A 23,539-nucleotide genomic window follows, 5' to 3' on the forward strand; every position below is an offset into this window, starting at 1 on the left:
ACATGTCCCGGCTCGATGACAATCTGCAGGAAGCGAACTGATCATCGCGCCATGGACGGGCATGATCCAAAGTGCGCAACCTTTCGGGCACTACCCTTTGTCGCCCCTTCGGGTGACAAAACTTTTATCAATAAAAGAGCATTGCGCTTAGCGGCGCTCGCGACCGTCGTCCCGCCACGAGCCTTCCACTCATAAACAACTCCCATGACCAACGCTGCCTTTCTCGGCGGCACGAATGCCGCTGAGAAAACCAGACGTATGTCACCCGCCACCAATCTTGCATTGATGGTGTTGAATGGAAGTATGGAGAAACCGTTAAGGCTTGGAATCGTAGATAACGATGAGCTGACGCTCAACGCGTTGCAAACGTACTTCCGCAACCGACCCGATGAATTCACTGTGATGTGGGGCGCCACATCAGGCGCCGCTGCAGTTCGCCTTTGCGCAAGCCCCGAGAGCCGTCCCGAGATACTGCTTATTGACATGTCGCTGTCAGACATGAACGGCACCACCGTCGCGCGAAAGATTCATGCGACTGCACCATCTGTCCGCATCCCCATGCTCGCCCTCACTTCATTCCCCCTCAAGATTTATGCACAAGATGCCGCGGATGCCGGTATGCAAGGAATCATCGCAAAAAGAAGTCTCGCCAACATTGCTACCGCTCTCCGAGCCATTGCCGATGGAGGCACATGGAATACTGACAAATCCAGCGCGAACTTCCCTTCCCTGCGCGACCTGAATGGGCGTTCCAACGCCCGTCAGTTGAATACCACACGCGTATCGGAAGCATCGCGCGAGGCTTTTGCACCGCCATCCACATCGCACACCGACCACGAAGTATCACAGCCCTGGGCTCATTTCACCCCTCGGGAAGCCCAGCTTCTCGACCTATATGCGCATGGGCGCACGTCTTCCTTCGCGGCAGACCAATTGGGCATCTCCATCAACACTGTCAAGAAAACCACTGCGCGGCTCTTCCAGAAACTTGGTGTCTCCACTCGCGGAGAAGCCATAGCTGTGTGGCTCGGCATGCCCCGCAATCATGAAAACTGCCAAGAATACAGCAATCGCGTAGATGCAAAGAGCGCGCCAGACACCATCGACCATCCTCAGTGACAGGAATCCAATATGCATAAGGCCTCGTCTCATACCTCCCGACGTGAGGCACCCCAGCAGCGACTGCAGACAGCAAACCGCGCGGATCCAAATGCCAGCCCTGAAACTATGAATGCGCACACAACCTCAGATTCTGACCAATCGTCGACGGAAAGCTTTCTAGCTCACTTTTTCCCTCTCGCATGCGGCTTTTTCACCTCTGGAATCGTCTATCAGCGGGTCAATGAACCTTTCTGGTTGCTTGTATCGGTAACGTTCTTTCTCTTGGCGGTGGCGTATCTTATTGCAACAATCATTCACGATTTGTTTGCATTAAGGCATTCCAGTCAACGCGCCAAAAGCCACCGCAGGTTCCCGCAACGCATCATCGAAGTCATGGGACGAATCACATCGAACAGACTTCTCTTTCTCTTGGGCATTGTCGTGCTGCCATGCGTGGAAATAATCCTCATACGCACGGGGGACGCCATGATCGACAGTCCGCAAATTCTCCGCTGGATTCAATCGGCTCTCGGTGCCGTCTACCTACTGTATTTCGGATGCATTGTGTTCATGCAATATCACCGAGCGATGCTACTCATGCTCAAGGGTAAAGAGGCAGAGCTCACTGAAGCCAAAGAACGCATGGACCGGATTGCTCGCAATAACGAAATCGCTGCTCATATCCACGACACCATGAGCAGCACCCTCTCATTCATCGCATTCACCGCCCAGAACCACATGGATAGCATCGATGGACAGGAGGAGAAAACGACTGGTACGACTGTCAGCGAGTCTGAACGAAAAGACTGGAAGAACATCAACGATGCCGCTCTTGCGCTGCTGGACAACACTCATACAGTCATCCAGATCCTCCGAGAAGAACCGTCGGATATCGCTTCGCACACCCGCCACATAAGCATCGTCGCTCATGAGCCAACCCCCGCCACCACGACCCTCGGCGACCTTCACCGGAACATCATGCAGCTTTGTCATGAGAACGACGAACGGCTGCATTCTCTAGGATTCACTGGGAACGCCGCATTCCACTCTGACAACTGCGATTCCCATCACTTCGCAATCGATAACACCCAAAAAGACGAAATTACGGAAGACAGCGCAACAACATCTTGCCTGCCAACGTCCATGGCCACAAAACTTCAACATTTCATCCAAGAGGTCTATACGGATATCTGCAGGTACGCAAATCGCGACGCACCATATTCGCTGCTGTGCACATTCGGCAACGACTCGATAACAATCACCGAGACAAACTCCATCAGTCGCATCCCGCAGATAACAACCGACCGTCCACTCGGAATGAGCACGGGACTCGACTTTCATTCACAGTGGATTCGCCAACTCGGTGGTGAATTCAACACCAGTGCCGAGGACGGGGAATGGGTGCTTTTTGCTGTGATTCCATTCGAAAACAACCGGCAGTAACCGCCGCGCGACTGCGCAGCATTGAGCAAAAGACGGGCTTCGAAGTAGGCTGAAGGCATGAATCCGCAACAGCCTGAGATTATCGATGCCGCGCGTGGGGAAGCACCGGGAAGATCGCCAGGGGAAGCGCCCGTGCTGTCATCCGCTGCCGCCGCCGCAACCGCGCCTGCAACTGCAACCGTCACCACCGCAACCCCGTCACGCACACAGAGGCGGCGTCGCACCCCATTGCGCCGCATGCCCTACCGCGTGCAGACATGGGTGGTGTCTTTGCTCATCTCGCTGTTTGGCGGGCTGATTCGTTTCATTCGCCTGGATTACCCGCATCAGATCATGTTTGACGAAACGTATTACGTCAAAGACACATGGTCGATGATGATGACCGGCGAAGCACGCGACTGGCCCAAATACGTGGACGGCGTACACATCGATACGCTGTTTGCGCAAGGCCAAACCTACCTGTACCAAGACACCGCGGAATACATCGTGCACCCGCCAATGGGCAAATGGCTCATGGCCATCGGCATGGAGCTGTTCGGCGGAGCGTCCAGCAGCTTCGCGTGGCGTGCATCCAGCGCCATCGCCGGCACCATCGCAATCCTGCTCATCTGCCGTGTGGCGCTGCGGATGTTCCACAACCTCACAATCGCCGCATTCGCAGGCCTGCTGATGAGCGTGGATGGCGTGGCAATCAGCATGAGCCGCATCGGCATACTCGACAACCTCATCATGGTGCTGGTGCTCGGTGCATTTCTGTGCCTGCTTAACCACCGGGATTGGGCGCTCGCCAAGCTACGGGCCGCGCATGAACGTGACGTGGCGATTCCCGGGATGGTGGTGCGCACCAAGCCCCTCAAACCCAGCGAGCGCCGTGGCGAAGGCGGTGACCAGCATGCGGCGGCGGGGCAACCGTCGGTGCGCTTGGTTGTGCGTTCGTCCGGCCCTGTGGTGGCATTCAGCTGGTGGCGCGTTGGCGCCGTGGTGCTGCTGGGGCTGGCGACCGGCGTGAAGTGGAGCGGCACGTATTTCTTTGCCGCGTTCGCCCTGCTGTCTGTGCTGTGGGATGGCTACAACCGCCACCAAGTGGGCTATCGCCGCTGGTTCGGCGCCACCATTGCCAAGGATGGCCTGCTTGCCGCGCTGTACATGGTGCCGCTCTACATCGGCATGTATTTCGTGGATTGGCTCAACTGGTTCATCCATCCGGATTCTTATATGCACGATTGGGCGGCGAAACACCCTGGCCAAGGCATCACATGGCTGCCGGAGGGCTTGCGCTCGTTCGTGGAATACCACATCACGATGTGGAAGTTCCACACAACGCTCACCAGCCCGCACGCCTACAAGGCGAATCCGCTCACCTGGCCGCTGCAGATACGTCCCACGAGCTTCCATTGGAACAAGTTGGAGGGGCATCCCGGGCTGTGCGCGGTGTCGCCAGACTCACAATGCGTGAGCGCGGTCACATCGCTGGGCAACCCGGTGCTGTGGTGGTTTGCCTCTGCATGCCTGGTGCTCACGCTCATCATGGGGCTCATCGCACGCCGCGGCGATTGGCGTGTGCTGGCGGTGTGGGCTGGTCTTGCGGGCGGCTGGATGCCGTGGTGGCTGTATATTGACCGCACGACCTTCACGTTCTATTCCATTGTGATTTTGCCGTGGATGATTCTGGCAATCTGCTATGTGTTTGATTGGGTGCGTTCCAACCTCAGTCAATTCGCATTCCGCTGGATCAGCACGGGCGTCCTGACTCTCATCGTGCTCGTGAGCGTCTACTTCCTGCCGTTGTGGACGGGCATGCCGATTCCGTATCAACTCTGGCTGCAGCACATGTGGCTGCATTCATGGATCTGACAGAGGATTCAGGATTTGGGATTCAGGATTCAGGCATCCGTATGCCACTCGGATGCGATGATTTCGTGATGACCTGCGTTCCCTTTGAACAAAGCAGCGAAGCATCTGCTATTTTGTTCAAGGGGAACGTTTGTTTTCTCAGCAATAATCCACATAATCCAATAGTCACAGCCACATATTTCGCACATTGAAAGGCCAGCCGTGGGCATAGTCCATTTCTTCATCAATCTTCTCAAAGATCCGCGCAGCGCGATCGCCAGTTGGATTGCAATGGGCCTAGGACCGACCTATGCGTTCATTTTCCTCATTATTTTCATCGAAACCGGCGTGGTGTTCCTGCCGTTCCTGCCAGGCGACTCCCTACTGTTTGCCGCAGGCGTGTTTGCGCACGACCCCAATTCCGGGCTGAAGCTCTCGGTGCTGCTGCCCGTCGTCTGGTGCGCGCCGATTATCGGCGATGAGTGCAATTACTTCATCGGCCATTTCTTCGGCAAGCGGATTCTCGAATCGGGCAAGGCGAAGGCCATGACGCCTGAGCGCATCGCCAAGACGGAAAAAATGATCGACAAGTGGGGCCCGCTCGCCGTGTTCCTCGGCCGATTCTTCCCCTTCATCCGCACGTTCATGCCGTTCATTTCGGGTTTCTCAGGCATGAAGTGGCATCGTTTCGCGCCGTTCAGCGTGCTGGGCGGTCTCGTGTGGTCGTCGCTGTTCACGTTGCTGGGATACTTCTTCGGCGGTGTGCCGGCCGTGCAGCAGCACTTTGAGCTGGTCATCGTTCTCATCCTGCTCATTTCGCTGGCGCCTACGGTCATCGGCCTGTGGAAGGCGAAGTTCGGCAAGAAGAAAAAGACCGCGAAGGCCGCAGAGGGCGAGCAGGCTGAGTCCGTCGAATCGGCCGAGCAGGCAGAGCTGACCGAATCGGCAAAGCAAGTGGCACAGTCCGAGTCGGCCGAGCAGCAAGCGCAGGCGGATCCAGCTGTGCAGTCCGCACAGCCAAGGCAGGCTACGCAGACTGTGCAGCAAGCCACGGCGAAGCTTGAACAGACCCTTGAGCAAGCTTCCGAACAGGTAGCGACCGAATAATTCTCCATTCGGCGCGAATCCAGGCCGCATAAGTCTGGATTCGCGCCGAATGCCTTAGATTCGCGCCGCGCGGTGCGGATTCGTGCCATGCCTTGGATTTCGCGCCGCACGCCCGGATTTGCACCACGATTTCTGAATCCGCACCCCATCGCCCGGATCCACACCGCACAGCTCGGAACTGCGCGCAGCTCGGGGCGGATTGCACAATCATATCCATGCTGTATGGGCGATTCGCACAGTGCAGAGCGCCGTGTACCCTTCCACATTCACAGCGAATCCGGCGAGGTGGAATTGTCGACGGAACAGACCGCAGCACACCACCACCGCCTCGCCGATTTGCCACCTGCCTCGGCACGTTGTAAACTGACTTCTTGTGTTGTGATAACAGCACACTGAGTCCGTTCACCGCTTCGGCGATGTCCATGACTTAGGCTGATATCCACGACTCGGGGCTATAGCGCAGTTGGTAGCGCGTCTCCTTCGCATGGAGAAGGTCGGGGGTTCGATTCCCCCTAGCTCCACCCATCAAAATCCCCGCATTCTCAACGGTTGCGGGGATTTTTCGTTGCAGCTACAGGATTCCCGCGCGCATCCTCAAATCCCCATGACTCCGCCATATCTCGACATCCACTGCGCAGCACCTTCCACTCAGCACCTCCACGCGGCGCCCTCCACACGCCCCAATGTGTCAGCTGCCACTCACACATAACCACCGCAACGACATCGACCGCAGCCAGACCCCAGTAAGCAAGCCAACCCCCACACACGACCATCCCACCAACCCCTCAAAGTGCCAGCCGTCACTCACACATAGTCACCAAAACAACACCCGCCGCACAAAGAAACCCTGAAAACAGGCCAACCACGAATCCGCCCACACCACCGCCGCGCCCTATGTGACAGCCACCACTCACACATAGCGGAGAATCCTGCGCATCGACACCGCAGTGTGACAGCCGCCACAAGGCGGGCACGGATATGCGAAAGCCCCGCAGAATCTGCGTGGCCAAGATATGGAAAAGCCGCCCGAAGGCGGCCAGTCGTGGTGACTGCTGGATTCGGACCAGCGCGGCATCATGCACCCGGTTTACAGCCGGGCCCCTTCGACCACTCAGGCAAACCACCAAGCGTGATAGAATCGGATACAGAGCGAGGCCACCCCGCTCGGGCTTTACGCCTGAGCCATGGGAGCCTCGCTTTCGTCTACCTACTCAATTGGATTACGAGCTTTAACAAAACTCCCAATGAGTAGAGTAATGGCCGGACGCTAATTGCTATTATTCATCTTTAAGCGCTTTATTTTGATTAAGATTGACTCATAGTTTATGGTTTCTATCAAATAGAATTGTATTTGAGAAAGCGGTGACCTTAATGAGCATGGAATATAAGACTTTGGCGAGACTGTTCCACGCCGACAGGAGCGCGGACTCTTACGCCAACCACGACAGGCTCGCCAAACAGCGCCTCGAGGACGATTCCACCTTCGCGACCGGAATCGGCACGCCCTTGGGCGAACTGTTCATCGCCACACCGCGCTGCATGTGCATGCTCACACAGAAAGTGCTTCTCGCCGAACGCCGGGTATCAGCCATGTGGAAAAGCATCCCAGGAGTCATGCAGTGGAACTACATCCACCACGCCATATCCGAGGAGCTGCTCGCCACAAACGAGATGGAAGGCGTCAGGTCGACACGGAAGGAGACGGAAGCGGCCGTGGCCGCCGCCCGGCAGGCCAAGGCCGATGGCGATATGGAGAAGGCTCGGTTCGGCGAGTTCGCGAAACTGTATCTCAACCTCACCGACCACGATGTCGAACTACCCAAGACCCTTGAGGATATCAGGGACATCTATGACAAAATCGCCCTCGACGAGATCGAAGACAAGGACAGGCCCGACGGGGAACTGTTCCGGAAAGGCGACGTGGAAGTGCAGGGACCACACGGCACGGTCATCCATAGCGGAGTCAGCGGCGAGGCTCGGATATCGGCACTGCTGGCGCAGATGATAGACCTCGCCCGTTCGGATACCATACCGTTCCTGCAGAGGGCCATCGCCAGCCACTTCCTGTTCGAATACATCCACCCGTTCTACGACGGAAACGGCAGAACCGGCAGGTATCTGCTCGCGCTCTATCTCAGCCATGACCTCACACTGCCCACCGTGCTGTCCCTCTCCAAGACAATCGCGGAGAACAAGAACGAATACTACAAGGCTTTCACAGAGGCCGAGGACAAGCTCAACTGCGGGGAACTCACGTTCTTCGTATATACCATCCTCGGATTCATCGAACGCGCGCAGAAGTCCTTGATCGAGGAACTCGGCATTAAGATCGACCAGCTCGGCAAAGCGACTGACCTGCGCGACAAACTGCGGAATGAGCATGCGATGTCCAAGAACGCGACGCTGCTTCTTTACGCGGTCATGCAGGAGGAGCTGTTTGACACCACCAAGTCCATGACGCTTGAAAACGCTGAAGTCAACCTCGAACTGACGAAGCAGACAGTCCGCAAATACGTGGATGAACTTGCGAGCGCGGGTCTCATCGAATTTGTCGGGAAACGTCCACTCAAGTTCAGGGCCTCCGAAACGTTGCGTGCGCATATGGGTGTGGGCGCCATACCTATGAAAGAGGATTTTTAAAATCGAAACGATTTCAGGTTTGATCGAGCATGCAGAATCCATGGGCCTATCGGTCGTGTTGCGTGACCTTCCACGCGACATATGCGGCCTGTACGACGACCTCGATGGGGTCGGCCGGGCAATGGATGCGCTGCTCCGCCACGAGGATGTTGCCAAAATGTTGCCACAGCCGACTGTCAGCGCCTCGTGAGCGTTGCAATTGCGCCTGTTCCTTGCTAGGTGCTTGGAGGTTCGATTCCCCCTAGCTCCACCCCATCAAAATCCCCGCGCCCTCAACGGTTGCGGGGATTTTTCATTGCAGCTACAGGATTCCCGCGCGCATCCTCAAATCCCCATGACTCCGCCATATCTCGACACCCGCCGCGCAGCACGCAACCCCACGTGCCCAAATGTGACAGCCACCACGCGCACATAACCGGGATTCAGCGTATCGACCCCTCAAAGTGCCAGCCGCCACTCACACATAATGACCACGAGAGGGCAAGGCGCCACGACAAGAACCCGAAAAGCCAGCAAACACAACGATTCCCCAAACACCCAAACCACAACCATCACCCCAATCCCCCAATGTGCCAGCCGTCACTCACACATAGCCGCCGATCCGATGCCAGCCGCAACCCAAACCCCAGCAAGCGAGCCAAACCCCCACATCATTCACACCACTCCAGCCACCAAAGCGCAAGCCGTCACTCACACATAACCGCCTGTCAGAAACCAACACAACACCAGAACACAGCAAACAAGCCAAACCCCGCACACAATCATCCATCCCGCCAACCCCAAATGTGCCAGCTGCCACTCACACATAGCCGCCGATCCGGTGCCAGCCACAGCCCAAACCCCAGCAAACAAGCCACTCCCACATCCGCCCGCACCACAAACGCACCCAATGCGACAGCCAGCACTCACACATAGCAAGGGATTCGAAGCAATAGGGCGTTATGTGACAGCCGTCACTCACACATAACCGCCTGTCAGAAACCAACACAACACCAGAACACAGCAAACAGCCAATCCCCGCACACAACCATCCCACCGACCCCTCAAAGTGCCAGCCGGCGCTCGCACATAACGCCCGCAAGAGGGCAAGGCGTCACGGCAGCGCCCAGAAAGATGCACCAGAAAGACAACACAACACGTCGGGGAATACCGCAAGCCTGAATAGGCGCATAGGGAAACGTCGAGATGGATTCTCTGGGATTATCACTCATGCGCCACAACCCATACGCCACACATTGATCCAATCATGAGATGATTGCGAAACAACGTATCCGCAGAATCGCCATCCCTGTCTACAGCCGGCATTACGTATGGACACTATCCGGTTTCTCGCCGGACGACCGCTCGCCGACCTGCCACGCGGCCCGCGGCTATCTCGAGGAGAGAACGAAGCATGGTACACGCCAGCAATACTCGGCACCATACCGCAGAAGCGATCGAACCAGTCCGCACGCCCCACACGACGGAACCAGTCGACACAAAATCAGTCGACACAAAACCAACCGACACACAACCTGACAACGCGAGCGCCAATACAAAACCGACTCACACAACCAACCAGGCAAATCGGCAAAATCCAGGGCAGCCCGCGCCATCCCGCACGCATTCCAGCACTGGCAATCTGACCCGCGGACCGCTGATCCCCGCCATGCTGCGCTTCTCCATCCCTTACCTCATCACCTGCTTCCTGCAAAGCTGCTACGAGCTGGTTGACCTGCTCATCGTCGGCAGGTTCAACGGTGCGGATTCCGTATCCGCCGTATCCACCGGCAGCCAGATGACCCACCTGGTGACCGTCACCATCGTCGGCTTGACCACAGGCGTCACCGTGACCATCAGCCACGCGATCGGCGCCAAGCGCATGGACAAGGTGCAACGCCAAATCGGGCAATCCATCCGGCTGTTCGCCATCGTCGCCATCATCGCCACCGTCATCCTCGTCGCATGCGCCGACCCGCTGCTGCGCCTCCTGTCAACACCGCCGGAAGCCTTGAGCCAGGCACACGATTATGTGACCATATGCTTCCTCGGCGCCCCTTTCATCGTCGCATACAACGTGATAAGCGCGATATTCCGCGGATTCGGCGACTCGCGGCATCCGATGTATTTCGTCGCTCTCGCGGGACTGCTGAACGTGGGGCTCGACCTCGCATTCATCGGCGGTGCACACATGCAAGCCGCCGGAGCCGCACTCGCCACGGTTATCTCCCAAGCGTTCTCGGTCGCCGCTGCGCTCGCCTACCTGAAGATCGCGAGCACCGGCATCCAATTGCGCACGACTGATCTCGCTTACGACTGGGCAGGCACTCGACAGATCCTGACAATCGGCACGCCAATTGCCATCCAAGAACTGTGCATCCAGGTCTCGTTCATCGTGATCACCGCAATCGCCAACGGCCGCGGGCTGGAAATCTCCGCATCTGTCGGCATCGTTGAAAAAGTCATCTCCTTCCTCTTCCTCGTCCCCTCGGCAATGCTGTCCACCGTGTCGGTGGTCGCCGGGCAGAATGCAGGCGCACGGCACCATTCGCGCAGCAAGACAGCGCTGCGATATGGCATCACCATGTGTGTGGTATATGGTGCGGTCATATGTATCGCTTGCCAGATGTGGGGCGCCGACATCGTGCGAATCTTCTCTCCCGATGACGAAACAGTGGTCAGGTATGGGGCACAATACTTGAGCAGCTATTCCTTCGACTGCATTTTGGCAGGAGTGCATTTCTGCTTCAGCGGATTCTTCAGTGCGTACGGCAAATCCATGTATACGTTCGCGCACAATATCATTTCGGTGCTGGCGGTGCGTATTCCAGGCGCTTACTTCGCCTCCCTATTGTGGCCGGACAACCTGTTTCCGATGGGATGCGCGGCACCGCTTGGTTCACTTCTGTCAATCATGATTTGCGCAGGACTGTACTACTCGCGGTTCAGCAAGCGACATCCAGTCGCACTCTCTGCGTGACGCGTTGATGAAAGATGATTGACCAAGCTGATTGACCGTCGCGCCCAATGCACCAGTTGCCAATGTGCCAGCAGGCGCTCACACATAACCAGGATTCAGCAGCACCGCCGCCCAAAGTGCCAGCCACCACTCACACATAGCCACCGGTCCGGCGCCAGCCGCAACCCAGAACCCAGCAAACAAGCCAAACCCCACACACAACCATCCCGCCGGCCCCTCAAAGTGCCAGCCGCCACTCACACATAACGACCACGAGAGGGCAAGGCGCCATGATGGGAACCTGGAAAGCCAGCAACCGCAACGATCTCCCAAGCACCCAACGCCACAATCACCGCCCCAATCCACCAATGTGCCAGCCACCACTCACACATAACCACCCATCCGAAACCGCCCCAAACCAGAATCCAGCAAACAAGCCAATCCCCACACCACACCCATCCCGCCAAACCCAAATGTGCCAGCCGCCACTCACACATAGCCGGGATTCAGCGCACCAACCCGCCAATGCGCCAGCCACCACTCACACATAACACCTACGAGAGGGCAAGGCGCCACTGCAGGAACCTGAAAACCAGCAAACAAGCCAATCCCCAGCCGCCCCAGCTGCACACCAGACCCAAATCAACGATTCTTGAAGTAGCGGAACATGCTCTTTTCCCGCACGCACAGGGACGCCACGAACACTCCTGCACACGCGCCTACGAGCGCAGCAACAGGCACGCGCAACAAATCATCATCCACGGCAGCAAGGTCAGCGCCCGCCCAGCCAAGGCGCATGAACGCTATTGCCGCGAGCCCGATCACCGTGGCAGCGAACGCCCATGCTGCGCCTTCCACAAGCATCTGCACCATCATCGCAATCTTCGGCACTCCTGCGTGCATGGCTGATGCAAGCTCCAGACGCCGCAACATCACAGAGATGAAGCCCACCAAAGCCCCGGCGACCGCCAGCACAAGCGGCGCCCATGCGGAGATGCGCCCCGCGAACTCGCTCTCGGGATGAAACTGCGATCCCTTGGTGACGTTCAACTGGCTTATCACCGGGTAGCTGCTCGAATCGGCGGAAGCACTCGCAATCGTGTACATGAGCAGGGACTGGATGTCAGATGGAACAGGCCACGTCTTTACAATGCAGGAGTCGAAACCATCAGGCTGCGCGGGTGCGGATTGCAGCGCGGCGTAGGCAAAGCTCGCAGTATCCCGGCCATCATCCGGGAACGGATACACTCCCTGCACCTGCACGGTGCCGCCACCCGCAAGAGGCTGCCCGGTGTGCGCTGTGGCTCCGGTGGCCTGCGCGGCTTGCTGAGACAGCCATACGCCTGCGTAATCCGCAGCGCTGAGCTGCGGCACCGAGTCCGAGTCTGCCGACGCAAACAGGCGGATGGCTCCAGGAGTCGCGTCCCACGTGGGCACGGTGGTGCTCGGCAGCTTTGCCATGGTGATACGTGTGGAGGATTGACGAACGGCACCTGCTGCGAGCACACCTTCCGCGTTAACCAGCTGGTCGCATGCGTTGGCGCTCACATGCCCGGTGTATGTGAGCATGTAGGTGCTTGCTCCCGACGCGACGTACGAGGACCGTTCCGAATCAATGCGCGCAAGCGAAGTCGCTTCCATGCCGCACCCTGCGACGATGAGCACTGCAAGCACCAGCGCGAACAATGCGGCATGGGTGGTTCCCGAAGTGATGTCGCGCCAAGCTTCGTCGAGCACGCCGCGCAAATGCATGCGACCTGCGCCAAACAGGTCCGTGCCCGAGCATTCTGTGCCTGAGTATTCCGCGCTCTTCTGCTCTGCCTCCGCTCTGCCGGCACTCGCCCCTGCTCCGCCGGCATTTGCCTCTGCCCCATCGGCACCGGTATCTGTTCTGTCGAAACTGCTGTTATCGCTGCTCATTGGAAATCCCTCAGATCAATGACATCCGTGCACGCATCCCTGGTGTGCGGGTCATGTGTTGCAACGATGACGATGGCGCCAGACGATGACAGCGCATGAAGCCGTTCGTTCACAGTATCCGCAGCGTGCAAATCAAGCTGGGCAGTCGGTTCATCCACGAGCAGCAGCCCGGCATGCGATGCCACGCCTCGCGCCAGCATGAGCCTTTGCGCCTCACCTCCGGAGAGCGCATTGAAGGGGGCGTAAGCGCGATGACGCAAACCAAAGTCATCCAACAATTCCAACGCATGCCGTTCGGCTTGGCTCCGCGTTTCTCCGCGCGCCACGAAAGGCAACGCCACATGGTCCACAGCCAAACGCCGCGCCACACCGTGCGGATTCTGAAACACCCAGCACACACGCCCACACCGCTCGCGACGCACCTGCCCCTCCGAGGGTTCAACCCACCCTGCGATAATCGACAGCAATGTGGATTTGCCAGATCCGGAAGGCCCTGTCAAGGCGTAGACATGGCGTGGCAACAGCACTAAGGACACATGTTGAAACAGCATGTCACGGTGATCGAAGGTATGGCCCACATTATTCAACACAACGCGAGCGCCAGCGCTGGCAGCATCGGCGCTCGTTACCGGTGCGTCATCAACCGGCGCGGGCGCATCAGCCGTCGGTGCGTCATCAACCGTCGGTGTGTCTTCCGTCGCAGGTGCGGCACTCATCATCGGCACGCTTTCGCCGAGGACGGAAGCACATCCACGCTGCTTATGGCGCCTCCATCGTCCACCGTCACCATTGTGCGCCCCAGTTGCGAAGCCACGATGGAAACCGCCCGCGGACTGCCATCGGACACAACGCACCCGCTGCTTCCTTCAACATCGTAGAGAGATGCGGGTGGCACGCTTGTAACCGCGAGGGGTGCGGCAAGCTTCCACGTGTAACTCACCTGCACACTCGTGGCGGTCGGGTCGGAGGATGACAGCGCCGCCGCGTATTCCGAGCTCCCTAATACCGCATTCACCACTGCCGGATCGGTGATTGTGGTCTGGCCGTCGGGAATCGTATACGTCGCGCCTCCGATGGTGACGATGCGGTCTCCGGCTGCGAGACTACCCGCAGACAGCGTGCGCGAGAACACCACGGATGTGGGCGGAATGGAGGTTGCGAAAAGCTCCTGCCCCTGCACTGCTTGGCCTCCGTATGTGAGCGCGGTACTGGAAATCGTGACGCTTTCTTGCGGAAGCCATGCGAACATCGACGGGTCGAGAGTCCATCCCGTATCTTGAGTCAACTGGGGCGAGCCTACGCTGGCGGCGAGCGCATTGTAAGCGGTGATGGTATCCCATGTCATTGTGCTGGAATCAGGCGCACCGTAGCCGAGGCGGCGCAACTCGCTGTTGAGCGCCTGCACGTCGTGCCCTGTGGCATTGGGCGCAATAGCCCGGTATGGCGGCACTGACATGTACAGCATGAGTACCGGTGTCTCATCCACTGAGAGGCACGCGGATCCCGAGGCGACCTGGCCGCCAACCGCGCAATCCAAGCGGGTGACAGTGCCGGTGACAGGGGAAACGACGCTCTGATGTGTGCTTTGCGGCACTGTCACTGTCACCATGTGGGAATCATCAAAAGTCGAAGCTTCCACGGTCACGGTCTCCGTTTGCAACGACGACACGAAACTGCGGGGCATGCGCGCCTTTATGTAGAGGAACGCCCCGCCGGCGCCTGCTGCCACAAGCACAATCGCCAACAGCACACTCACCGTTGCGCTGACGCGGTTACGCGCGCGAGGCTCATCGTCTTCGCTCGCGGCAACATCTGCTGCTCCGCCCTTTCTCCTATAGGACCACCTCATCGTGTCTCCTTCACATCACGCCATCATCCAAGCAGCTCTCTTATGGTTGCAGCTCGCACTCATGGTTTGTGATTTCCCCAATTCCTGAATTTACGCATCCGCTCCCTCAGATGCTGTGGACTCACGAATTGGGATCCGAATTGCAGGATTCGAACTGTTGGGCTCCCCGCTCATCATAATCTGAACGAGACGAATCCGTGTACTTGCCGAACATATCGGCAGCACGCCCCTCATCCGACATCACCTGTTTGTATTCCTCCACCGTCAGGCCCTTATCCGCCAAACCGTGCTTCTGGTAACACGTCAGCAATGCCCCCAGGTAATCCCCGCCGGCCTGCGCATCTTGTTCCTCGAAATCGCGGATGGAAGAAATGCTATAAAAGTCAGTGTCTATCTCACATTGATGGACCTTGTCCATCGTCTCGCGCACCTTCTCGGTGTCGTACATCTTGTCATCCGTCTTGACTGTCAGCGCACTGGTCTTTTCGTCTTGAAATTCCATCGTGGCGCCAAAACTGCGAGTGCATCCGTTCAGCGCATCCCTGAGCTCCTGCCACTCGGCGTCAGTGATCTTACTATCCTTGAGGATTCCCTTGCCCAGTTCGGTCTTCGCTCCCTCATACGCATCCCGGTAGTCATGCGCATATGTGCCCGAGAAAACTGTTCCGTCCGACGCCTTCACCACTGCAACTGCGGACGATGACGACGAAGACGCATCAGCCGACGAAGGCGCCCCGCACCCCGCCATGCCTAATGTCGCTGCCGCTACAACCGCGAGCTTCCACACCGCTCCCCTACGCATCGTTCGTCCCCCTCCGTGCAATTTTGCCGTTGTGGAGCCATCCAGTGGTGGTGGCCCCACGACGACGGTTCATCTCTCAGTCACTGTAGCTGGCCCAGTACGCGGAATAATCCGCAATCGGCTGACCATGAGCATCGGCATGAGAGTACGTGTACGCACGCGCCCACTTGCCGAGACTCGGCAAACAACATCCATCATTTAGACGATATGAAAGCCAATGTTGTGACTTAATTCCGATGCGGTAGGAATACGAATGCTCTGCAGTCACGTATCCCTTTCCAATTTCGGTATATGCGTTCGCGGGAACCGCAAACCCAGCACTCGCAGCAAGCAAAGAAGCAGACAGCAACGCAGCCGCCACCTTCCACTTCGCAGCGACAGACAAAGACTTCATGGTCTTCCTCCTCTTTCCAGAGGGCAGGTATCTCCCTGCCCATTTTCAGCACATCAAACCTTGCAGCGACATAGCCGCAAAGCCATTCATGCCGGTCGCATCTCTAGATGCACTTACAGATTAGGTATACCCGCACGTCGAACACGCCTTTTGTAGACTTAAGTCTACAAAAGGATTTGCTATCACTGGCCAAGATTCCCTCGGCTGTTATTTAGTATGAAAACTATCGTTAATACGAATAGGGCTTTTGCCAGCCCTATATCTCAGACCACAGAATTGGCTAATCCGCCGGAAGCCGATTTCCATTACGAACAGGCGGTGGAGCATGAAAGCACTGGCAATCGCAACAATAATCGCAACTACAGTAGTACCAATACCACTGGGATGCCCAACATCCATATCTGCGACAGATGCGAGCACCGCTGGATATTCAGCCACATGCCCGCCGCCAATTCAATGGCTGTGCAATATCATTCCGAAGTGAGAGAAGATTCCGAGACGAGTGGCAACTCCATACAGATATGCCACCCGCTCGCATTGCTGCCATAACGCACACTACCTCCCAGCCTTGCTACCGCGCGGGCATGCAGTTCCAGTCCCATTCCAGAATGGGGCTTGGAACTGAATCTCTCCGAGCCATCCGCATCATTGCTGGAGTCAATGATGAACTTGCCATCATCAACACGGATCTTCACCATGTACCGCCCTGCCGGCTTTCCCCAGTCACCTTCACCTTGGAATGCCATGGCATGATTCTTTGGCACCGAACCATGAACTCCAATATTGGTATATACCTCGCGAAGAAACGACAAAACCTCCTTTTGCGCAGCACTCGTCAAACTCATCGAACGCGGCACATCCACCGCAGATTGCCCCACGAAACCTAGCTGCGCAAGAGCAGCATCGGAGCACCGAATCTCCTGTTGGAGCAACCGTGAGAAATCCACCCGCGGGGTGTCTGCAACGCCCCAGACGAGAGCGTCACTCGCAGTGCCCTGATTGCGCAAGAAATCTACGACCTGTCGCACCTGCGACAATGTCTCGTTCACTTTTGCGCTCAACGTCAGGTATAGACGTTCCGTATCGTCCTGCTGCACACTGCCATCGCTGCGTGCTTGGTTTGCCTTGACCTCCAGCACCATAGCCAGATACGCAAGATTCCCCGTTACTGAATCATGTATTTCAAGCGCAGCCTCTTCATCTTTGTGAAGTGCCTCCAACCGCTCCTGCAAACGTCGCTCCTGCGCACGGATCGCCGCTCTTTCCTCGCGAGCTTTCACGGCATCATCTCGCCACCGCATACACCTGCCCATAGCGGCAATCATCGCTAGGACAAGCGCACACATCACGTAACCTGAAAGCGGCAATCCCAACAAGTGAATCCTCATCAGGTAGACCACCCCGTCCACCAGCACCACCAACGCAACGATCCACGCACGCATCGCATATCCCAGATACGCCGCCGCCAGCCATACACCCCAGTACTCGCTGCCACCTCCATTCGTGGGAACCATATAGTACAACGCAAAACAAGCTGCAAGCCCCAGGGAACACAACCGTGAGCTCATAGGGAAAGCAATAATCAACGCACTTTCAACCACCACGAAACACCACGCAAGCGCGTCTCGTGGCGGATCCGTAAGGAGCTCTATCAGCGTTGCGGCAAAAATCGCGCCCGCCAGCAACGCTTTCATCGCTATGCGGTGACCGGAAATCCAATGCATGGCAATAGAGGAGCCAGACACTCCCGCATCCTTCTGCCCAACTGTACGCATCAGACAGTTCTCAACTCTCATCATCGGATTGCTCATCGTTATTATTCCTCGTCAGGCGAACGCGTACTTTCTCAGTAAATTGAGACAGAGCTTGAAACTCATTGTTCACATGAGGCCCAGCTTATGCAACAACTCCCAAGTGGTTACAGCCTGATATTTCTCTCTGGCTCGTGACAAATACGTTTTAACTGACGATTCGGTAAGCCCCAGCCTATGGGCGATGGACCGGATTTTCACACCATGGCTGTATTCCTCCAGGACTTGCATTTCACGATTGCTAAGCGCAGTCGCTCCATTTTCGCAAGGTTTCGCCGTCTCCCCGAAACCCGTTTCCATTCGACGGAACAATCTCGCATGACTCTCTTCGGTGCTTTCGCGAGAGACAATGCCCTCCGCATGGTCGAAGAAAACACGCCTGCCAAGGGCTGGCACATGCAAATCCCCCTGCTCTGCAGAATTCCATGATGGGTCAAGGTATTGCCCTGATTCCACTGCTTCCGCAGCATGAATCACGCGCGCCAGACTTGACTTATCAATAAGGCATTGGGCACCGCAATCCAATGCCTCCTGAGAATAGGCATTGAGTGAATACGACGTGACACCCACCAAAGCGATGCGACTGGTTCGTTCACGGATGATTCTGCACACATCTGGCCCAGGCATCTCGCCCATCGACATGTCCACGATCAACACATCCGGACAATCATCGTTCTTTGCCGCAACGGAAGGCGAAACAACGGACTCATCTTTCATATGCAACGCTGCATCCTGAACGTTCCCGGAGGCACAGGCAGAGGCACCTTCGAGGCATACCTCAGCACAGCATCTGTCGATTGCCGTCCAAGGGTCGTCCGTGACCCATAGCAGTCGTTCACGCGGATACATCTGATGGATTGCGCTTGCCTCGAAATCAAGCAACAACGCATCGTTATCCACTATTGCGATGCCGATTTGCCGACCTGACGTCATGCCGTTGCCTCCCGCCATACCTGCACACCGTTGGATCCCGTACATATGGGTACGCACTCGCCGCGTCCGTATATCTAAAGAATAAGGGTATCGAAAATGGCCTCATGTGAATATGCACCATCGCAGCCGTTGAAATATTTGACAACGTCGAACACGCCACACAGCGTGCGGCGTAAGACATGCGGCGCATGAACATCGCGCCTAGCATAAATGGCAGCTTCTTACGGTTGCGTAGTACAGTGGAAGTGGCAAGGAAGCCGCACAAACGCGGACTCAGCCGACAACACGTACCGCGGCACATACACCACGTAAATGCCGCACTCTATAAAAGGAGATAATCATGGCTGGATTCGATGACCTCGGGGAAGGCGCCCGTAAGATCTTTCTCGCTGGAGTTGGAGCCATCGCTCTCGGCGCCGACAAGGGCAAGGAGATCGTTGACGAGCTGGTCGCCAAGGGCGAGCTGACCGTGGAGCAGGGCAAGCAGCTCAACACGGAACTCAAGCGTCGCGCAAAGGATGATTCCGATGCTTTCGCCAACACCGCACTCAAGCAGCGCATCAAGAACATGACCGCCGAGCAGCGCGCGGAATTCGTGCAGCAGGTAAATGACTTGGCGAAGGAAGCAGATGCTGCGGCGGCGGACGCAGACAAGGCGGATGCAACGAAGGATTCCAAGGAAGACTGATTCCTCACGCTGCTGCGCTACAAGGGCCGCGCTCTTTTGACGCGGCCCTTGTTTGTGTGGGGCGATGACGCATCCCATCCGACGCTTACGCCCCGATACCGCACTCCACAGGCAATCTTCGAGAGGGCCAGCATGACCAACACCAAACAGCCGCTTCTGTTTCGCGCACAGACCAGCGAAGCACAAGGCGTGCAACGCTTCACGCGCAAGTCAAAAATGCGCCGCCTGCGTGAAATCCTCAGCGTGGCGCGACGCTACGACGCCCTGCACATGACGCCCGTCTCCATGCGCCACATGTTCGAGGACCTGGGCCCCAGTTTCGTCAAAGCCGGGCAGATTCTGTCAATGCGGTCAGAAATCCTGCCTCAGGAGTATTGCGACGAACTTTCCAAGCTCCGCGCTGACGCAGACCCTATGCCGTTCGCCACGGTCATCAGCACGCTCAACCGCGAATTCGGCAAACCCGTGCACGAGATCTTCCGCGAGATTGACTCCACTCCGCTGGGTTCCGCCTCGCTCGCGCAAGTGCACAAGGCCACGCTGCTCGATGGCACGCAGGTTGCAGTGAAGGTGCAGCGTCCCGGTGTGCGCGAAACAATGGCGCAAGACATCGACATCATGAAGTCCATCGTCAAACACATCAAGCGTTTTTCGCACAACACTCAGATCGTCGATCTCGACGGCATGGTGCGAGAGCTCTGGGATTCGTTCCGTGAAGAGACGGATTTCATGAACGAGGCCCAAAACCTGCTGGATTTCCGTGCATTCAGCGACAAATATGCGTATCTGAGTTGCCCGAAGCCTTACATGGATCTGTGCACACCGCATGTGGTGACGATGGATTACATCGAGGGCATCTCCATCGCGCACCCCGAGCAACTCACCGCCGCGGGCTACGACCTTTCCGAAATCGGCACGAAGCTCGTTGACAATTATGCCGCGCAAGTGCTGGATGCCGGTTTCTTCCATGCGGATCCGCATCCGGGCAACATCATCATCGCTGACGGCAAAATCATCTTCATCGACCTGGGTCTCATGGGGCGGATCTCCACGAAAGTGCGCAATCTGCTCAAAGACATGATTTTCGCCGTGGCGGCACGCGATTCCCATAAGCTCATGGACGGTCTGCTGCGTCTGACCGACGCGAAGCGCATGAGTCCTGCGCAAACGTCAAGCCTGCTGGAACAACTGGACCGCATCATCAGCGAATACGGCACAGTGGATCTTCAAGACCTTGATGTCGCTGAATTCATCAACTCACTCATCCGCCTATGCACTCGCTTCAACCTTGAAGTACCCGGCAACATCACCATGATCGCGCGCGGCTTGGTAACACTCGAAGGTGTGCTGGATGAATTCCTGCCCGACGCCAACATGATTGGAATCATCAAGGATCACATCGCCAACTCCGCATCCGCCAAGCAAACAATCAAGACCGAGGTCACGTCGCTCGGCACCGAAGGCTTGCATGCCCTGCACAGCACGCTTGCGCTGCTCAGCGAGGCAAACGAAGCGACGCACATGCTCACGCGCGGCGAGCTCAAGGCAAACATGGAGCTCGTGGGGTCGGAAGGCACAATCCGCCAGCTGTCGTCCATGGTCGACAGGCTCACGATGGCTCTTATTGTGGTGGGCCTGTACATCGGCTCGTCCATCGTGTATTACGCGGGCATCAAACCGTTGGTGTTTGGCATACCCATCATCGGCTTGATGGGGTATGTGGTGGCTTTCATACTGTCGGTGTGGATTGTCATTGACATTTTCGTGCAAAGCTACAAGCTCCGGAAGAGCAGCGACAACTAGCCGCACAGGCGCCGCAAGCCTTGATGCAGTGACCCTTATGCAGTGGCGATATGTGCGGTGCGAGCGACGAGGGAATCCTCATACATAGCCAGCAGCGCATCCGCCACGGTCGTCACATCGTAGGCCGGCAGCAGCGTATCGTGCTGCCAGCGATGCACGCGCTGCGCCCATTCATCATCCGTGCACGCCCGGGCAATCGCACGAGCAAGGTGCTCAGCGCGATCGGCGCCGGTCACATCCACCAGCACATCATCGTTATCCATCATCGTGGAGCGATACCCTGGGTTGTCACCGGCAAGCACCACGCCCGCACCCGAAGCGATCGCTTCAAGAAGCACAATCCCGAAGGATTCCGCGCCAGTCGCCGGGAACACCGCAACCTGCCCGCTCGCCAAGAAAGCGCTCTTCGCATCCTCGGCAATCTCACCCAAAAACTCAATCGGCACACCGATATGCGCCGCACGCTCACGGCACTGTTCGAGCAACGGGCCTTTGCCCGCCATCGCCACGCTCAAATCCGCCGGAAACACACCGCGCCGCACGCCCCAGTCAAGCGCGTCGAGCAGCACGCCCACGCCCTTGCGCTCCACGAAGCGCCCCAAAAACACCACATGATGCCGCCGCGGCATCGCGCCGCCCGCCCCGGCCTTCATGCGCGCCACGTCCACCGGATTAGGCACAACCCGCGTCTCCACGCCGGCCGTGCGCCGCGCATACTCGGCCGCCACACGGCTCACCGCCACGGAATGCTCCGCCGGGATCAGCCGCTCGGTGCGCGCATTGATCACGCGACCCAACACCATGCCACCCGCCATCGCAACGCCGGAGTCCACGGCAATGTGATACGTGGCAAAAATCTGCGTGAGAGGCGTGACGCGGCGCGCCTGCGCCAGCAGTCGCCCCGCCATGAACGGCGAATACGGCGCCTGCACGTGCAGCACGTCAAACCGCTCCCGCTGCAGCAGCTCGCGCATCGCGCGGCGCGACGCCGGCAGCGGAATGCGCATGCGGTTGGAATTGAACTTCACCTTCACATTGCGCGCCATCGAATGAATCTGCGCAAAAGCGAAAGCCGGGTCGCGCTGCGCCTCATGCGTCTCGCCCACCAAGTAATGCACTTCGTGCCCGCGGCGCGCGTATTCACGCCCCAGCATGGTGATGTGCTGCTGCACACCGTCGGGAGCGTCGAGGGTATCGTCAAAAACGAAGCCGATTTTCACAACAGCCCCCAGCACGCCACCAATCCGGGCGCCAGCATCATGAGCACAGTGGCGGGATACCACAGCCAGCGCGTCCACGAATGTGCGAAACCTTCGTCATCATTGTGGAAATGCAAAATCAGCACGCCAACCGCTGGCGCGAGCGCTTCGAGCGCGCCCACGGCAGCCGCCAGCATCATGCTGGTGTTTTCTTTGCCGCGCAATCCGTAAAAAATCAGCACGAACAGCAGGAACATCAACCCCAGGGGGAAAAGCTTGCCCAGCTGACCGATGTTGAGCAGCCACGTCCACATGACGGCGGCGAAAATGAGCAAGAACCGCAGCAACCACGCCGTGCCCGCCGAATACCACACGTATTGCTTGGGGCCTTCCTTCTCAGTGGGGGCCTGATGACGGCGAATCCATGCCAGACACATCAGTATGAGCTCGCTCAGAGCGAGAGCCCACACGGGATTCTGCGTATAGAGGTTCAGCCAGGGACGCGCGTCCACGGAACCATAGAGCGAGCCCACAATGCCGCTGGCCGAGGTGGAATACCGTTGATATTGCCACGTGGCAAGGTCCCACGGCACTTCGCACACGGCGGCCAACACCAGCAGCCGCACGAAATACACGCCTGGACGCGCCGTGTGTTCGAAACCGCGCACGAGCAGCCACGCATACATCGGCAGACTGGTGAGCAGCGCCGCCAGGCAGGCGACCACCGCGGACAGCGTGCCAAGGTCCGCGTCCGTGCTCTCTTGCGGGAGGCGGGCGGCGATGACGGACGTGCCGATCATGCCAATGAGGAACAGTATGCCGGCGAACAGCTTCATGCCGCGGTTCGACAGCCCTTTGCGACGCCGGCGTTTCTTGCGGTGCGTGCTGTTGATGCCAAGGTCAGCCTCGTAGCTGCTTTCTTGGCCGTCCAAGTTGCCGTAGCTGAAAAGCCCCATGGCGTCGTCCTTTCGTCCGTGCTGCGCGATGCTCTCGGCGAGTGCAGCGCTTCGTTCGTTTGTGTGTGCGCTTCAGGTTTGTGCAAGTCTCAGGCTGCGCGCGTTCTAGGGTTGCGCACTCC

The 23,539-nt window shown here is 57.7% G+C and carries 16 protein-coding genes, 2 tRNA genes and 1 pseudogene; 9 read left to right on the top strand and 10 right to left on the bottom strand.

Annotation, left to right across the window (positions count from 1 at the left end; translation table 11 throughout):
* The first annotated feature begins 303 nt into the window (after nt 1-303).
* The 5 genes and pseudogenes from CLV65_RS06325 to CLV65_RS06345 all read left to right on the top strand — a co-directional run bounded on the left by CLV65_RS06325 (nt 304) and on the right by CLV65_RS06345 (nt 6,005).
* On the top strand, nt 304-1,119 hold the full coding sequence (locus CLV65_RS06325; protein ID WP_158216084.1) for a response regulator transcription factor: 816 nt from the start codon (nt 304-306) through the stop codon (nt 1,117-1,119).
* 12 nt (nt 1,120-1,131) lie between these two features.
* Nucleotides 1,132-2,544: a hypothetical protein gene (locus CLV65_RS06330; RefSeq protein ID WP_100346288.1), complete on the top strand. Its 1,413-nt coding sequence runs from the start codon at nt 1,132-1,134 to the stop codon at nt 2,542-2,544.
* 237 nt (nt 2,545-2,781) lie between these two features.
* Entirely contained in the window at nt 2,782-4,398 is a 1,617-nt protein-coding gene (locus CLV65_RS06335; protein WP_420848377.1) for a dolichyl-phosphate-mannose--protein mannosyltransferase, read from the top strand.
* Nucleotides 4,399-4,599: 201 nt separating this feature from the next.
* Nucleotides 4,600-5,257, top strand: a pseudogene (locus CLV65_RS06340) (VTT domain-containing protein); the annotation flags it as partial.
* Between the two features lie 675 nt (nt 5,258-5,932).
* Nucleotides 5,933-6,005: transfer RNA gene (locus CLV65_RS06345), tRNA-Ala, on the top strand.
* 522 nt (nt 6,006-6,527) lie between these two features.
* On the opposite strand, the gene CLV65_RS06350 is transcribed toward CLV65_RS06345, so the two are convergent.
* Nucleotides 6,528-6,609: transfer RNA gene (locus tag CLV65_RS06350), tRNA-Tyr, on the bottom strand.
* A 246-nt stretch (nt 6,610-6,855) separates the two neighbouring features.
* Here CLV65_RS06350 and CLV65_RS06355 point away from each other — a divergent pair.
* Complete coding sequence (locus tag CLV65_RS06355; protein WP_094690471.1) at nt 6,856-8,124, top strand: Fic family protein; 1,269 nt, start codon at nt 6,856-6,858, stop codon at nt 8,122-8,124.
* Between the two features lie 1,393 nt (nt 8,125-9,517).
* Entirely contained in the window at nt 9,518-11,083 is a 1,566-nt protein-coding gene (locus CLV65_RS06360; protein ID WP_244569068.1) for an MATE family efflux transporter, read from the top strand.
* A 621-nt stretch (nt 11,084-11,704) separates the two neighbouring features.
* Here the strand turns inward: CLV65_RS06360 and CLV65_RS06365 are convergent.
* The 7 genes from CLV65_RS06365 to CLV65_RS06395 form a co-directional block, all read right to left on the bottom strand.
* Nucleotides 11,705-12,982 carry a hypothetical protein gene (locus CLV65_RS06365; protein ID WP_094690469.1) on the bottom strand — a complete coding sequence of 426 codons (1,278 nt, stop codon included), beginning with the start codon at nt 12,980-12,982 and terminating at the stop codon, nt 11,705-11,707.
* Entirely contained in the window at nt 12,979-13,701 is a 723-nt protein-coding gene (locus CLV65_RS06370) for an ATP-binding cassette domain-containing protein (RefSeq protein WP_338065594.1), read from the bottom strand. The genes CLV65_RS06365 and CLV65_RS06370 overlap by 4 nt, the downstream gene beginning before the upstream one ends.
* Nucleotides 13,698-14,831 carry a hypothetical protein gene (locus CLV65_RS06375; RefSeq protein ID WP_094690468.1) on the bottom strand — a complete coding sequence of 378 codons (1,134 nt, stop codon included), beginning with the start codon at nt 14,829-14,831 and terminating at the stop codon, nt 13,698-13,700. The genes CLV65_RS06370 and CLV65_RS06375 overlap by 4 nt, the downstream gene beginning before the upstream one ends.
* A gap of 121 nt (nt 14,832-14,952) precedes the next feature.
* Nucleotides 14,953-15,633 (bottom strand): hypothetical protein, encoded by a 681-nt coding sequence (locus tag CLV65_RS06380; protein WP_144441824.1) that lies wholly within the window; start codon nt 15,631-15,633, stop codon nt 14,953-14,955.
* 76 nt (nt 15,634-15,709) lie between these two features.
* The gene (locus CLV65_RS06385) at nt 15,710-16,027 is read right to left on the bottom strand and encodes a hypothetical protein (RefSeq protein WP_094690466.1); all 318 of its coding nucleotides are present in this window, start codon (nt 16,025-16,027) and stop codon (nt 15,710-15,712) included.
* 470 nt (nt 16,028-16,497) lie between these two features.
* Nucleotides 16,498-17,838 (bottom strand): sensor histidine kinase, encoded by a 1,341-nt coding sequence (locus CLV65_RS06390; RefSeq protein WP_094690465.1) that lies wholly within the window; start codon nt 17,836-17,838, stop codon nt 16,498-16,500.
* 69 nt (nt 17,839-17,907) lie between these two features.
* Nucleotides 17,908-18,789, bottom strand: coding sequence for a response regulator (locus CLV65_RS06395; protein WP_158216083.1), 882 nt, complete (start codon nt 18,787-18,789; stop codon nt 17,908-17,910).
* Between the two features lie 322 nt (nt 18,790-19,111).
* Between CLV65_RS06395 and CLV65_RS06400 the strand changes: the two genes are divergently transcribed.
* Both CLV65_RS06400 and CLV65_RS06405 read left to right on the top strand, forming a co-directional pair.
* The gene (locus CLV65_RS06400) at nt 19,112-19,459 is read left to right on the top strand and encodes a phasin family protein (protein WP_094690463.1); all 348 of its coding nucleotides are present in this window, start codon (nt 19,112-19,114) and stop codon (nt 19,457-19,459) included.
* A 132-nt stretch (nt 19,460-19,591) separates the two neighbouring features.
* The gene (locus tag CLV65_RS06405; protein WP_094690462.1) at nt 19,592-21,262 is read left to right on the top strand and encodes an ABC1 kinase family protein; all 1,671 of its coding nucleotides are present in this window, start codon (nt 19,592-19,594) and stop codon (nt 21,260-21,262) included.
* 35 nt (nt 21,263-21,297) lie between these two features.
* Here the strand turns inward: CLV65_RS06405 and CLV65_RS06410 are convergent, their stop codons facing one another.
* A complete protein-coding gene (locus CLV65_RS06410; RefSeq protein ID WP_244569067.1) occupies nt 21,298-22,497 on the bottom strand; it encodes a glycosyltransferase family 4 protein in 1,200 nt (399 codons plus the stop codon).
* On the bottom strand, nt 22,479-23,417 hold the full coding sequence (locus CLV65_RS06415; protein ID WP_094690460.1) for a hypothetical protein: 939 nt from the start codon (nt 23,415-23,417) through the stop codon (nt 22,479-22,481). The genes CLV65_RS06410 and CLV65_RS06415 overlap by 19 nt, the downstream gene beginning before the upstream one ends.
* Nucleotides 23,418-23,539: the final 122 nt, after the last annotated feature.

This window comes from Pseudoscardovia suis (assembly GCF_002797875.1).
GTDB lineage: Bacteria > Actinomycetota > Actinomycetes > Actinomycetales > Bifidobacteriaceae > Pseudoscardovia > Pseudoscardovia suis.